Below are 14369 nucleotides of genomic sequence, written 5' to 3'. Positions count from 1 at the left end.
GATTATGAATCACCTCCTGCTGAAAGCAATTCATTAATAATTCTTTTCACTTCATGTCTTTCACCCGATAACACGAGCATATCACCAGCTTCAATAATAGAGTCTGGACCTGGATTAAAGAATTTCTTCATATTCTTTTTCAAAATAGCAATAATCGTTACGTTATACGTTTTTCTGACATGTAAGCTACCAATTGTTTTTTGTACGACTGGTGCGTTATTTTCCACCTTAAACCATTCAATTGATAATCCTTCAAAAGCCATCTCAATTGTGTCTAACGCTTGTGGTCTGTATACCATTCCGCCTAATATAGCTGCAATTTGTCTCGCCTCAGAATCACGAAGAGAAATGCTTGAAATACTTTCATCATGATCCGCATCAAAATGATACATTTCTCTTCGTCCATCATCATGAATAACGATAACCATTTTTTCATTACCTTTTGTAATTACTTCAAACTTACATCCAATGCCCGGTAATTCACTCTCTCTAATATTCATATTTCCGCCTCCTAAAGTTTTTAGTTACGGCTTTTACAAATCTACATCAATCTCTGTTTTAAATTCTTCATCTTTTGAGATTCCCAAATACTTTAATGTCTCTGAAGGTGTCGCGTGATGAAAATGTTTTTGCAATAGCGCAATCGCTATCCCTCTTTTGTATGCATGAAATCCAAATGTTTTTCTCATTGAGTTCGTTCCGATTTTACCAACAACCCCAACTGCTTCAGCAGCATTATGAATTACACGATACGCTTGTTGACGCGTAATTGAATTTGTCGTTTTATTAGATTGAAATACGTAGTTTTCTCTTTGAGCATTAATAGATTGTACGTACTCTAAAAGTGCTTCTTTTACTTTTGTATTTAAATAAATATCTTGTTTGAATTTTTCATCTTTCACAGGAAGAGAATAAAACTCTTTAACAGTTCCATCTTCATTTAATACCTCTTCAAATTTCATACTAAGTAGCTCAGTAATCTTTAATCCTGTGTTAATTCCAATAACAAATAAAAGATAATCTCGCTGCGAGTGCTCTTTTAAATACTTTTTCATAGCCTCAATTTGGCTTATATCTTTTAATGCCTCTACAACTTCCATACATGTATTCTCCTCATCTTATGAACGGTAATTTTCTCATCATGTTGTCCATTTTACCTTATCATGCTATGGGATTTCCATGTATTATCCATTATTTTTCAATATACTTTTAGTCCGAAAATTTTTCATTTGGAAATTGATAATTGTGCAAATACAGTGGGGTAGGCAAAATAGGGGATACAAGTTCAGCCTCTTTCTACAGATCGGATTCCTCCTTTCATTATCCAGCTGCTTCTACTTTTATATTATGTTACTTATTTATATTATATTATATATTTCAGTAACATTGAAGTGTTTTTTCTGAAAATAATAAAAACCGAGCAGTTTCGCTCGGTTTTTTATTAATCTTCTTTCGGAAGAACAATTCCTTTATACAATTGAACGGTAATGAAGTAATAAATTGCATAAATCATTACGAAGATAACAATCGGTACCCAAATACGGAAGTACGGATCAAGTAAAATAAATCCGAAAATATTCATACCAACTAATACGTGAGCAATACCTACAATTGCTGGGAATAAGAATACTAAGAATAACTCTTTATAAATTGATTTTGTTAATAATTCACGGCGCACCCCAATTTTACGAAGCATTTGATAACGCGTAATATCTTTTGATGCACCAGAAAGAATTTTGAACATTAAACAACTTGCCATCATTGCTAAGAAAGCAATTCCAAGGAAGAATCCCATAAACACTGTTCCGCTCGCAACGCCGTAGAACATGTCGTAAGATTGATATTTACTGTTCATTCTTTCAGCTGTTACATTTTTATATTTATCTAGTTGCAACTCGTCAAGTTTTTTCCATTCTTTTGTATATGTTAAGAAATCATCTGTTTTTCCGATAAATGCTATACCTTCTTTACCATTTATCTCATCGTACATTTTTTGATCTACAATTTTAATTGCATGATCTTCGTATAGATAATACGGATGAATTGTGCTAAAAGCATCTACCCATTCTTCTGAAAGTTCTTTAGCGTTCGCATCTTTTTCATTCATTTCTCTAGAAACTGCGCCTAATGGTAGTTCCTGTGAAGCCTTCTTCGTATTCACTAAATCCTTCATCGACTTTATATTTGTCATATCTTTTACTAAAGGACGATTTTTCTCCAAATCCTCTTTTACATAATAAACGTATTTATCATCAACTTTGTAACGATATTCGCTTTTCTCTTTAAATGTAATACCGTCTAAAATTTTCTTTTCTTCAGCTGTTGGATTATGAACTACTGAATCATAGATTACTAAACCATCAACCATTTTTATAACGTTATTTTTAAACGCCATACCACCAGAAATCGCACCTGCTCCAAGAGCAACTAACATCGCTACTGTCGCAAGCACCTTTGTTAAGCTATTAATACGGAAGTTTAATTGTGCAAATGTAAAAGCGTTAAGTCCTTTTTCACTACGCTTTTTATTACTTTTTAACTTTTTAATAATAACTGGAAGAAGTGATCCAAATAGCATGTAAGTACCAGCTGTTGTTGTAATTAATGCGATAAGAATTCCCATTTCTCTTAGTTTTTCCATGTAAATCATTGATGCATAGCCCATTCCTAATAAAATAACCGCAAGGAATGCGACTAAACCTGTCATTTTTCCTTTTACCGCAACACGTTCTGTTTGTGCATCTGCATGTACAAGTTGGAGTACAGAAATACGTGATAACTTAATACTATTCATAATTGCTGATAATACAAATAATGCAAAGAAGAAGATACAAGTAACAGTCATAGATGGCAGATAAAATGCTTTATAACCTTCACCTGCAAATTCTAATTGTTTCATTAATAACTGACCGATACCTTCTGCAAGTCCTACACCAACTATAATACCGATTGCAAGAGACGCAGCGCCTAATACGATTGTTTCAATAAACATAAGTAATGTAACTTTATGCTTTTTTGCTCCTAACATCATATACATACCAAACTCTTTTTGACGAAGAGATAGTAAGAAAGAGTTTGCATACAAAATATAGAAGAACGTTATAATAGCAAGTAAAAATGAACCTGCTTGGAATACAAATCCAATTTGACCAATAGTAGAATTTTCCTTAAGGAAGGCTTCGTTTAACGCTAACGTTTGAAACATATAAAAAATTGAAATCGACATGACAAGACCGACAAGTAAGACAATATAATCTTTTAGCTTACTTTTCAGCCCCGACATAGAAAGTTTAAATAACATACTGGAACCTCCTTTCTTACGCTTTTTGTGTACCTAAATCTGCAAGTACATCTAAAATTTCTTTGTAGAACTCTTCACGCGTACCACCGCGATGAATTTCTTTATACAGCTCACCATCTTGAATGAATAAAATACGCTGGCAGTAACTTGCACTGTAAGGATCATGCGTAACCATCATAATCGATACGCCTTGATCTTTATTTAAGTTTGTCATCGCATCAAGTAAACTCGTCGCATTTTTAGAATCAAGAGCTCCTGTTGGCTCGTCCCCTAAAATAATTGCCGGCTCATGTACTAGTGCGCGAGCTGCTGCTGAACGTTGTTTCTGTCCACCAGATACTTCAGATGGATACTTTTGAAGAATTTCTGTAATCCCTAACATATCCGCTACTTTTTCTACTTTCGGTCCAATATTACGTGATGGAACACCTTGAAGAGAAAGTGGAAGTGCAATGTTTTCATAAATAGATAAGTTTTCTAATAGGTTAAAGTCTTGGAAGATGAATCCTAATTTTTGCGAGCGGAAATCAGAAAGCTCACCTTGCTTCATTTTCGTAATATCTGTTCCTGCAATTTCAACAACGCCGCCTGTTGCTTTATCTAACGTTGAAATTACATTTAATAATGTCGTTTTACCAGAACCAGATGGTCCCATAATTCCGACAAACTCACCCTCTTGAATCGAGAATGACACACCTTTTAACGCATGCGATTGGTTCTCACCTTTTTTACCGTACACTTTTTGAACGTTTTTTACGTCTACAACTGGTTTCGTCATATATATCCTCCTACGCTTGTTTTTCCATTACCTATTTTGCGCCTTTTGGAAGGGAACTGCTATTTGTTAACATTACATTTACCTTACACTTTTGTAATATAAAAAAGATGCGTGTGTAAGGTTCGTTGGTAAATGAAATTGTATTAGCGATTCGACAAGTAATATCGACTTACCGAAAAAGATGACAATAAAAAATAGGCTGTTCCACAAAAGAAACAGCCCACTTCTCTCTTTATTTCTTTAAAGGTGTTACCGTCCAATACGTAATAACACGCCAAATCCATTCTAGTGGACCCATTTTAAAGATTTTCATCCAAATCACACTAAACACAATTTGAATTGCGTAAATTGCGATACATACATATAACGTCTGCATGTACGTTAAGTTTTCTGCAAAGTTAAATACACTTCCTGCGATTAAAATCATTGCAGTTTGTCCAATATAATTCGTTAAAGCCATACGACCATAATATTTCAGTGGCGCTAACAATGCTTGAACTGGTTTTAATTGAAGTAATAAAATTAATGCTCCCACATAGAAAGCTGAAATAATTGGCCCAACTGTAATACCAATTTTTAAAAATTGGCTTGCAGCATCGATTGTTCCATCTTCATTCTCCATTATCCCATTTACAAATGGTTCAGCAGGAACGTGCCCATATTGATACCATACAGCTACGACACTTAAAACAAACATAATACCTGTAAAAATAGCGACTTGCTTTATATTTTGCGTGAGATTTTCAAACACACGATATTGTCCTGCAGCAAGCCCTAATAAAATTAAACCTAGCGGTAGAAATTCTTTCGCAGCAAGTACGCTAAAGGAAATTGTTAAAACAAGTCCAACTACTAAATTCACTTCTTTTTTCGCTTTATAAAACGGTAAAACAAGTAATCCGCAAATTGCGTATAACGCTAGTGCTTCTCCAGGCTGAAACATTTGATGAATCAAACCGAAAATAAATAGTGCAACTAAGCGGCGGAAAAATAAAACATACCCATTTTTGCCCTTTGCAATTGCTCTAGAGATAAAGATATAGAATCCCACTCCAAATAAGAATGAGAAGATTGAGAAGAAACGACCTTCTACAAATAAGTATAAAAATCTTTGATAGCTAGCATCCACTGTATTAGGATCTGGAATTTTAATATTAAGTAGTGCGAGAATATTTACTAAAATAATCCCCAGTAGTGCGAAGCCACGAATGTAATCTAACTCATCAATTCGTTTGTTTGTAATCTTGTTCCCCATAAAGCAACTCCTTGTATAAAGTGAAACTATAATCAGTGGGGGTTTCATCCCCCACTGATTATTAGTTGAACCAATCGGGCATTTACGGGCAGTGGATCTCCCCCCTAACTTCTTTGCTCCAGCCGAATTTTGAGGTGGGAGTTTTACTGCCCGTTAATGCGGGATAAAATTTAATCCTTCCTTACTCTACTGGAGAAAGCGGCTCACAACTATCGACAAACCTTACAGAAATCTTACATTATTGTAATATAATAAAATAAAACCAGGTCATATTGCGACCTGGTCTACTCTGATTGCTTCGATCTTTGAGGTTGTCCCTTTTTACTGTTACGCTGTTTCACTTGAACAACTGGATCAAGCTCATTCGAAAACTCAGCGTTATGTCCATTTTGTGTTTTTTGCTCTGGGTTATTTTGATCTGAACGTTTCGCCATTACATTCACTCCTTATTAGCGCGGTGTAATAATCATTTGATGTTGCAATTGGCGAATTGCCATACGTGCTCTATTTAACTGCTCACGTTGCTCATCATTCGCATGTTGTTGCATCGTTTGTAAATCGTTATATGCTTGTTCTAATTGTAACTGCGCATCTGAATACTCCATCGTATTGTAATGCTCTTGTCTCATACCTTGGTCTAATTGTTCTTTCGCATATTCCACCGCTTGTTCCGCTTGTGTAATATACGATTCAAGTGATTGACGCTCTGCCATAATTGTCCCTCCTTGCTTCAATTCCCCTTTAGTGTGTCCCTTCCATATGAACCTTATGAGTATGTTATAATGTATTTTGTTTCATTTTGACTCGGCTTAGGAGGGAAAGTAATGAAGGTTCAAAACCCTTTTCCATATACAAACGACAATAAACGTTATCATACATGGAATTACCATTTAAGAAATGAATTTGGTGAAAAGATCTTTAAAGTTTCATTAGATGCTGGCTTCGATTGCCCGAACCGTGACGGTACAGTTGCTTATGGCGGTTGTACATTTTGCAGTGCTGCTGGATCTGGTGACTTCGCTGGTGATCGCCGCGATGATGTTATAACGCAATATCATGAAATGAAAGAAAAAATGCGCTCAAAGTGGAAAGACGGTAAATGTATCGCTTATTTTCAGGCGTATACAAATACACATGCACCGCTTGAAGTGTTAAAAGAAAAATTCGAACCGCTTCTAGCAGAAAAAGATGTTGTCGGTCTTTCTATTGCGACTCGTCCAGATTGTTTACCGGACGATGTCGTTGAATATTTAGCGGACTTAAATAAACGCACGTACCTTTGGGTTGAACTCGGACTACAAACTGTTCATGAACGTACTGCAAACCTTATTAATCGCGCTCACGATTATCCTTCTTACGTTGAAGGCGTAAATAAATTACGCAAACATGGCATTAAAGTTTGCTCCCATATTATTAACGGTCTTCCACTTGAAGATTACGACATGATGATGGAAACAGCTCGTGAAGTCGCGAAGCTTGATGTACAAGGAATTAAAATTCATTTACTTCATTTATTAAAAGGAACGCCAATGGTGAAGCAATATGAAAAAGGACAACTAGAGTTCCTTTCTCTTGAAGATTACGTAAGTCTCGTTGTTGACCAGCTTGAGATTATTCCAGAAGATGTAATTGTGCACCGTATTACAGGTGACGGTCCACCTGATTTAATGATTGGTCCAATGTGGAGCTTAAATAAATGGGAAGTATTAAATTCCATCGATGCAGAATTTGTACGCCGCGGAAGCTGGCAAGGAAAATATGCAAATGAGGAGAAACAAAAATGAAATTAGAACGCGTATTACCGTTTGCTCGCACACTGCTGCAAACGGCTGTTAAAGAAGACGATTACGCTGTAGATGCAACACTTGGAAATGGACATGACACTTGCTTCCTAGCTGAAATCGTTGGAGATAACGGAAAAGTATTTGGATTTGATATTCAAAAAGAAGCAATTGAAAGTTCTACGATCCGCCTAAAAGAAAAAGAGCTTTTCGAACGTACTGTTTTAGTTCATGATAGTCACGATACACTTCTATCCGTATTACCAGAGAATGCAAAAGGAAAAGTAACAGGCGCAATCTTCAACTTAGGTTACCTTCCAGGCGGAGACAAGCATATCGTTACAAAACCGAACTCAACAATCTCAGCGATCGAACAACTATTAGAAGTAATGGCACCTGAAGGTATCATCGTCCTTGTCATTTATCACGGGCATCCAGAAGGACAAGTAGAACGCGACGCTGTACTTAAATTTGCCGAAGAACTAGATCAAAAACAAGCTCACGTACTGCGATACGGCTTCATTAACCAGCAAAATAACCCGCCATTTATTGTGGCGATTGAGAAGCGATAAAGTGAAACTTTAATCAGCGGGTTTTTCTGCCCGGTAAATAGCGGGATAATTATATCAACGGTTTTTCAATTATATCTATCGTAATGCCGGATATATCAACGATTTTTTCAATATATCTATCATAACTTACAATATATCAACGATTTTTCAGATATATCGATAATTCGACAAAACATACCAAAAAAAGACGTGCACTCATTGCACGTCTTTTTCTCATTCTCCTATATAATGGATATATACACTATTTGAAGAAAGAAGGATAGAACTTTGCTAGTAGAACTAAAGGGAATTCAAAAGAAGTACGGCAAATCACTCATACTAGACAACATTGATTTATCCATTCCAGAAGGAGAAGCACTCGCCATTGTTGGCGGGAACGGGACTGGAAAAAGTACTCTACTCAAAATAATTGCAGGTTTTATTTCACCTACGGCAGGGACACTTCAAAGAAAAAAACATATACAAATCGGTTATGTACCTGAGCATTTTCCTGAAAGGATTCGTTTTACATTAGAAGATTATTTATATCATCTCGGCCACATTCACGGCTTATCAACAAAATACTTACATAATAAAATTCCGATGCTCCTTGAATCTTTTCACTTACATCACGCAAGACATTCCGTTGTACGAAACTTTTCAAAAGGTATGAAACAAAAAACAGGTATTATGCAAGCATTACTTACAGACGTACATTTATTAATTTTAGACGAACCGCTTTCTGGGCTCGATCCTAACTCTCAGCAAGAATTAGAACATATTTTACTCTCATTAAAACAACAAGGTATATCTGTACTCTTCACATGTCACGAAAAACAACTATTAGAAAACTTCGCCGATAGAATTGTGACGTTAGCAAATCATACAATCACAGCAGATACCTTTGTACAAAAAGGGGCAGAACAAGTCTATATTGAAGCAATCGTTCACGACACATTTTCAGTGATAGAACTACGGAAACAATTAGGTTTTATACATGTTGTACACAATTCAAATCAAAGCCTTATTCAATTACAAATCGAAAAAGAATATACAAACGAAATGCTTCAGTTTTTATTACATAAAAAAGCATCTATCACACTGCTACAACCTAACTTTTAAATCGAAAGAAGGTTTATTATGTTCGCGCTTATTCGTTACCATTTTCTCGACTACACAAAATCGTATAAGTACGTCCCTCCTATTGCGATGTACTGCATGAGCTTACTTTTTGTATATACATATAAACCAACTCCTATTGTACCGACATATTTAGAAACAGCACTCGCACTTTATTTATTATCTGCCTGGATTACGGTCACGATTTTCCATACGGAAGACCCTGTACAAGAGCAAATCACTATTTCACACACAAATAACATTTCAGCATTATACGTTGGTAAATATATTACAGCTCTTCTCATTTGTACTGTGTTATCTTTTATATCCGTAATCTACCCAATTATTTTGCAAATGTTCAATGAAAAAATGACAGTTTCTTTATTTCTAGTCGGATTTCTCGCTCACATGTCTTTCTCTATACTAGGAATTTCAATCGCAACATTATTTACTAGAAATATGATTCAAAAAGCAGGCACTGCTTGGCTTAGCCTTATATTTATATTACTTATAACGATCGCCTCCATTCAGTTTAAAAAAGAGTTGCTATGGTTTTTACCACCTGTCGAAAGCTTTCTAATGCTTGGACAATACAAATATAATATACTTACTCACACTTTATGGCTCACAGCTTGGGCTATCGTATATTCATTTTTATTACTTACTTTATTTCTTTTTCTCGTCCGCAAAAAACGTTTTTAATTACCTATTAAAGGAGACGAAGCAATGATCGGAATACTAGCAGGAATGGGGCCAAAATCAACTGGACCATTCGTCGATACAGTTGTAGCAAGATGCCAAACAATATACGGAGCAAAGCATGATATGGACTTTCCTCATATGATGATTTATTCGTGCCCAACACCGTTTTACATGGATTGCCCTATTGATCACGAGGCGATGAAAAAAGCGATTATTGAAGGGGCACAAAAACTCGAAAGTACTGGCGTAGACTTTATCGCTATGCCTTGTAATACGGCGCATCTTTATTTTGAAGAATTACAGCGTTCTCTTTCTATTCCGATTTTAAATATAGTCGATGAAACGTTACAAGCAATTCCTGAAAATACAAAAAGAGTCGCTCTTCTCGCAACAGAAGCAACTGTTCAAGCCGGGATTTACCAAGATGGAATTGAAATACGTAATATAGAGTATATTCATCATGAAAAATGGCAGGAAATGATTAATCACATTATTACTTATATTAAAAACGGAGAAGTTGAAGTAGCTCGCCAATTATGGAGTGCGCTCGTTGTACAGTTGAAAGATGAAGTAGATACCGCAATTATTGCATGTACCGATTTGAATGTGGTGGCGAGTGAGGATTTTGTTGATTCCTCTCAATGTCTTGCTGAAGCGGTTGTTAGAATGTATGTAGAAAATATAAGGAGGTCCCAATGAATATACCTTTTGAAATGGGATACACATTTGACGAAAACCTTAGAGAAGAACCTTTATCCCTTGCTGAAATGAAGCAAGGGATTGTGTTTTTGAAAGAGCATTTACAGGAAGGATCGTTATATGGAAAAAACTGCGGATTAATCGGTGTTTATGAACGAATCGCTGGCAACCTTCCTGAGAGTAAGTATTACTTACAGGAAGCAATTGCATATTATACAAATTTAAATAATAAAGAAGGACTCTTTGTTAACAAACTACGTCTCGCACACACATACCATTGGGAACAAAATTTCCATACGGCAAATACACTATTTACCGAACTTCAACATATGTTGCCGAACGTTCCTACTTATAAAGACTTCTTCTACCAACATTACGGAAAAAGTAAATTAGATGAGGGTGACTTCCACACCGCCCTTACTTACTTTCAAAAGGCACTTCAAATTAGGCTACAAAAAGGAAATGAAGAGCTAATTCATTCAACTAAGCTTTGCATTGCGTATTGTATGTCTCGCCGATAAAATCTGCCCTAAAAACTTTTAACTTTCTTCACAATTCTTTCAAAGTAATCACACTTAATCTCGCTATATTAAATAAGTAGTTATTCATATAGGGAAGGTTAGGGGAACTGAAAGTATGAAAGTAAATCGTTCGCTTCATTACATTTTTTGGCGTTGGCATTTTTACGCTGGTCTTTTTATTACGCCGCTTCTTATTACTTTGTCACTGAGCGGAATTGGGTATTTATTTCGAGAAGAAGTTGAAGATTTCATCTATAAAGATTTATATTTTGGGAAGAGCGCCCAAACAGAATCTATTTCGATGTCTGATTCGCTTTCTTTAACAGAGAAAAAGTATCCACACTATAGTGTGGCGAAAATTAGTGAGTTTAATGGGGATTATAATACGAGACTTACGATTGCAAATGAATATACTGGGCAACAAAAATATGTGTATTTAGATAGCAATAATCAAATTGTTGGGGATCAAAACGCAAGTGAAACGTTTGCGAATATAATGAGGGAATTACATAGTTCTCTTTTAGTTGGTGGTACTGTCGTTAACTATATTGTAGAACTTGCGGCGTGCTGGACAATCTTTTTAATTGTAACCGGATTGTATATGAGTATACGCCAGTTCAAAAACACATCAGCATCCAATAAACGAGAAAAGGCAAAACGACGTCATTCTATTATCGGTATTATATTTACAATTCCTCTCGTTTTGTTAGTCGCATCTGGATTGCCGTGGTCAGGGTTTATGGGTAACCAAATTTATAAAATCGCATCGTCGAATGAATCGCTCGGGTATCCGAAATTGTATATGGCACCGCCTGAATCAAAGGTAAAAGAATTGCCGTGGGCAACAAGAAAGGAAGCTCCTCCTGAATCAAATTCAAATGAGCCAAAAGCAATTTCAGTTGATACATTACAAAAAGGAATTGAAATACAGAAGCCATATGTGATCTCACTACCGGCTGATCCGAAAGGTGTATTCACTGTTTCGAAATCGAGCGGTTCTGGTATTACGGGTATGCATGTCGCACCAAATGAAGAAATAACAGCTTACTTTGATCAATATAGCGGTGAACTCATTTCAAAAACGGACTATCGTGATTATGGATTATTTGCACAATGGTTCACTTACGGTATCCCGCTTCATGAAGGTCATTTATTCGGATGGCCAAATAAAATATTATGCTTACTAACGACATTATCTTTATTACTTCTCATTTATTACGGAATAAAAATGTGGTTAGCAAGAAAGCCGCAAGGAAAATTATCAGCACCTCCAAAACAAAGAGATAAGAAAAGTATATTTGTTTTCTTTATCATGATGGTTATACTAGGCGCTGTCATGCCTTTATTCGGACTATCTGTGTTAGTTATTTTTGCGATTGAACTTCTTATATATGTATTTTCAAAAATACGGTCATAATGAAAAAGCATTTGTACTCCCGTGTACAAATGCTTTTTTATTTACTATTTTCTTTTTTTCTACCACTTATTAAAAAGACAATATCTACTATAATAATCAATGCAATGATAACTTGAGCTACATAATCCATCGTTGTCGGACCGCCAGCTTTATTCATCATCATATACATTCCAGTTATAAATGAAATGGAAAGTAGCACGAGTAATGTTACTTCAATATTGTCATATAGCTTTTGAAACAATCGCTTCATTTCCACCACCACCTTTACCATATTATAACAAAAAACCACTCTACATGAGTGGTTTTCTTCATCACTGCGCCATTTTCTTTCGGTACATCTTCCCGTTCCAATAGAAGAATCGTGAAGTGAGGCCTCCGTATTTTACAATGCGCCGTGCCATTTTGTGCATATTCTTTTGCGCTGATACTTTTTGGTCTGATAAGTAAATACCAAGTAACCCTCGGCTTATGAGACGATGAAACTTCGCATGAGGCAAATCACCAATGCTCTTCTCTGCTTCTTCTACAAAATGTTTCATACGATCTAATATAGCTTGCTCATTTTCATAATAACTACAGAAATTCAAATCTCCGCCTATACGGTCTTCTTCTTGATCGATAAAATAATCAAGTAAAATGTGAAGTCCTTGTACGTAAGGGAAATATCCTTGTCTAATTTTCGCAATATCTTCATCATGTAATTCATCATGAAAGGCATATGCTACAAGACAGAAGATTCCAAGCGTAGAACCAGCACATGCTGAAAATTCGAACCAACTCATCTCTGGTAAGTTTTCTTTATGTGCTTCAAACCATGTTTGTAAGCGTGGTTCTCTTTCTTCTAACTTCACGTGTTTATGAATTTGCAAATCACAATAATAACAAGCAAGTTCATGAAGAACAGGAGCAATTTTGTCATAGTGCTTCGTTTTCTTTAAAACATCTTGGCATGTTTCAACAAGTTCATCTAAATAGCCACCATCATCTTGATCATCACGATAACGATAATAATTACCGCCACCTTCTACTTCAGGTGATAAAGCCATTAACATGGACTCATGCAGCGCGGCAAAATCATTTGGATCAAGTGATGTACTGCGATCACATAAGTTATCTAAATAATCGCTAATCGTTTGATACGCTACGATAAAACGAATACATTCCTCTCGGTGTTCATTTGCTAATAGCGCTAAAATGCCACCGCCCTCGCAATGAAACGTTTTATTCTCAATACTTGCGATTGCCTGACTATGAAGCTCGTCATTCGGAATATGGTAGGCACGCTCTTTCCACATCGCTAGCTCATGGTGTACAACCGGAAACACATCACGGTATACTTTCGCCATGAGCGTTATGGGATTACTCGGTACGTTCACTTCTTCCTTCATCTCCTCTATTCAATGTACAAATAATTTACTTATTTGTTTCTATTATGTTATTGATGTGTATTTCAGTAAATGACTGAATATAATTCAAAATTTCATCACGCTCATACTCATTTAATAACTCATGATAACAATTCGGCCATTCTTTAAAAGCCTTATCACTTATTTTAACATTATCAAACCAAGTACGGACACGTGTTTTATCTACAAGTTTATCCTCACAAGCTTGCATTAGCAAGAGTGGAACGTCTGGAAAATCGCCTATTTTTTTATGCGCAATTTCGATAGACTTAATCAATTCACTATACCAACGTACTGATACTTTGCGCAAGAACAATGAATCATTCTCCATCGCATCCCGAACTTCATGATTACGAGTTGACATTTCTACTGTAAGATTCGTTGCAAATTGCAATTTTGGAGCAATAACATTTAATATTTTTGAGACAGCTTGAAGCGGTGCAGAAGGTCCAGTCACTACCCCTAAGCAGGGTGAACTTAAAATAATGCCGTCTACATCTTCTCTCTTCGTTTCTTGCATCATACGAATGACAATAAGACCACCCATACTATGACCAAATAGAAAGATAGGTAACCTATACTTTCTTGCCTCTTTCACCCATAATTTAACTTCCTCTATGTATTCATCAAATGAATCAATATGTCCTCTATTTCTTGAAGTCGTTCCATGTGACGGAAGGTCCCCCATCACGACGTGGTAGCCGATATGATTCCACATTTCCGCAACGGCTTCATAACGTCCGTGATATTCCATTGCGCCGTGCACGATAACAACGACAGCTTTCGCTTCCTCTGCTTCATAATTCCACATACGGCTCTCCTCCATTTCACTCTTTCTC

General features: G+C 36.0%; 17 protein-coding genes. 7 read left to right on the top strand and 10 right to left on the bottom strand.

The window, feature by feature from the left end:
* Nucleotides 1-2 precede the first annotated feature (2 nt).
* The 7 genes from ACUN28_RS05305 to ACUN28_RS05275 form a co-directional block, all read right to left on the bottom strand.
* Nucleotides 3-500: a cation:proton antiporter regulatory subunit gene (locus ACUN28_RS05305; protein WP_001026047.1), complete on the bottom strand. Its 498-nt coding sequence runs from the start codon at nt 498-500 to the stop codon at nt 3-5.
* A 33-nt stretch (nt 501-533) separates the two neighbouring features.
* The gene (locus ACUN28_RS05300) at nt 534-1100 is read right to left on the bottom strand and encodes a tyrosine-type recombinase/integrase (RefSeq protein WP_016085869.1); all 567 of its coding nucleotides are present in this window, start codon (nt 1098-1100) and stop codon (nt 534-536) included.
* 341 nt (nt 1101-1441) lie between these two features.
* The gene (locus ACUN28_RS05295) at nt 1442-3301 is read right to left on the bottom strand and encodes an FtsX-like permease family protein (protein ID WP_016135499.1); all 1860 of its coding nucleotides are present in this window, start codon (nt 3299-3301) and stop codon (nt 1442-1444) included.
* Nucleotides 3302-3317: 16 nt separating this feature from the next.
* Nucleotides 3318-4079: an ABC transporter ATP-binding protein gene (locus ACUN28_RS05290; RefSeq protein ID WP_000165844.1), complete on the bottom strand. Its 762-nt coding sequence runs from the start codon at nt 4077-4079 to the stop codon at nt 3318-3320.
* Between the two features lie 232 nt (nt 4080-4311).
* The gene (locus ACUN28_RS05285) at nt 4312-5334 is read right to left on the bottom strand and encodes a DUF418 domain-containing protein (RefSeq protein ID WP_016085867.1); all 1023 of its coding nucleotides are present in this window, start codon (nt 5332-5334) and stop codon (nt 4312-4314) included.
* Between the two features lie 284 nt (nt 5335-5618).
* The gene (locus ACUN28_RS05280; RefSeq protein ID WP_001129345.1) at nt 5619-5768 is read right to left on the bottom strand and encodes a hypothetical protein; all 150 of its coding nucleotides are present in this window, start codon (nt 5766-5768) and stop codon (nt 5619-5621) included.
* 15 nt (nt 5769-5783) lie between these two features.
* Nucleotides 5784-6047 (bottom strand): YtzC family protein, encoded by a 264-nt coding sequence (locus tag ACUN28_RS05275; RefSeq protein WP_000840870.1) that lies wholly within the window; start codon nt 6045-6047, stop codon nt 5784-5786.
* A gap of 111 nt (nt 6048-6158) precedes the next feature.
* Here ACUN28_RS05275 and ACUN28_RS05270 point away from each other — a divergent pair, with 111 nt between their 5' ends.
* The 7 genes from ACUN28_RS05270 (at nt 6159) to ACUN28_RS05240 (ending at nt 12124) form a co-directional block, all read left to right on the top strand.
* Nucleotides 6159-7118 (top strand): TIGR01212 family radical SAM protein, encoded by a 960-nt coding sequence (locus tag ACUN28_RS05270; protein WP_000868029.1) that lies wholly within the window; start codon nt 6159-6161, stop codon nt 7116-7118.
* Nucleotides 7115-7687: a tRNA (mnm(5)s(2)U34)-methyltransferase gene (locus ACUN28_RS05265; protein ID WP_016085866.1), complete on the top strand. Its 573-nt coding sequence runs from the start codon at nt 7115-7117 to the stop codon at nt 7685-7687. The genes ACUN28_RS05270 and ACUN28_RS05265 overlap by 4 nt, the downstream gene beginning before the upstream one ends.
* A gap of 267 nt (nt 7688-7954) precedes the next feature.
* Complete coding sequence (locus tag ACUN28_RS05260) at nt 7955-8788, top strand: ABC transporter ATP-binding protein (RefSeq protein WP_016085865.1); 834 nt, start codon at nt 7955-7957, stop codon at nt 8786-8788.
* Nucleotides 8789-8806: 18 nt separating this feature from the next.
* Nucleotides 8807-9487, top strand: a complete 681-nt coding sequence (locus ACUN28_RS05255) for a hypothetical protein (RefSeq protein ID WP_016085864.1) — start codon at nt 8807-8809, stop codon at nt 9485-9487.
* Nucleotides 9488-9511: 24 nt separating this feature from the next.
* A complete protein-coding gene (locus tag ACUN28_RS05250) occupies nt 9512-10186 on the top strand; it encodes an aspartate/glutamate racemase family protein (protein ID WP_016085863.1) in 675 nt (224 codons plus the stop codon).
* Nucleotides 10183-10707 carry a hypothetical protein gene (locus tag ACUN28_RS05245; protein WP_016085862.1) on the top strand — a complete coding sequence of 175 codons (525 nt, stop codon included), beginning with the start codon at nt 10183-10185 and terminating at the stop codon, nt 10705-10707. The genes ACUN28_RS05250 and ACUN28_RS05245 overlap by 4 nt, the downstream gene beginning before the upstream one ends.
* Nucleotides 10708-10822: 115 nt before the next feature.
* Nucleotides 10823-12124 (top strand): PepSY-associated TM helix domain-containing protein, encoded by a 1302-nt coding sequence (locus tag ACUN28_RS05240; protein WP_016085861.1) that lies wholly within the window; start codon nt 10823-10825, stop codon nt 12122-12124.
* A gap of 37 nt (nt 12125-12161) precedes the next feature.
* Here the strand turns inward: ACUN28_RS05240 and ACUN28_RS05235 are convergent, their stop codons facing one another.
* The 3 genes from ACUN28_RS05235 to ACUN28_RS05225 are packed head-to-tail and all read right to left on the bottom strand — an operon-like array spanning nt 12162 to nt 14341.
* Complete coding sequence (locus ACUN28_RS05235) at nt 12162-12395, bottom strand: hypothetical protein (protein WP_116329196.1); 234 nt, start codon at nt 12393-12395, stop codon at nt 12162-12164.
* A 40-nt stretch (nt 12396-12435) separates the two neighbouring features.
* Nucleotides 12436-13500 (bottom strand): tetraprenyl-beta-curcumene synthase family protein, encoded by a 1065-nt coding sequence (locus ACUN28_RS05230; protein WP_001102478.1) that lies wholly within the window; start codon nt 13498-13500, stop codon nt 12436-12438.
* A gap of 37 nt (nt 13501-13537) precedes the next feature.
* Nucleotides 13538-14341 carry an alpha/beta hydrolase gene (locus tag ACUN28_RS05225; protein WP_016085860.1) on the bottom strand — a complete coding sequence of 268 codons (804 nt, stop codon included), beginning with the start codon at nt 14339-14341 and terminating at the stop codon, nt 13538-13540.
* Nucleotides 14342-14369 lie beyond the last annotated feature (28 nt).

The sequence above is a fragment of the Bacillus sp. WC2507 genome, from assembly GCF_052656125.1.
The sequence above is the reverse complement of the archived record's forward strand: the minus strand, read 5'-3'. Positions and strand labels throughout refer to the sequence as shown.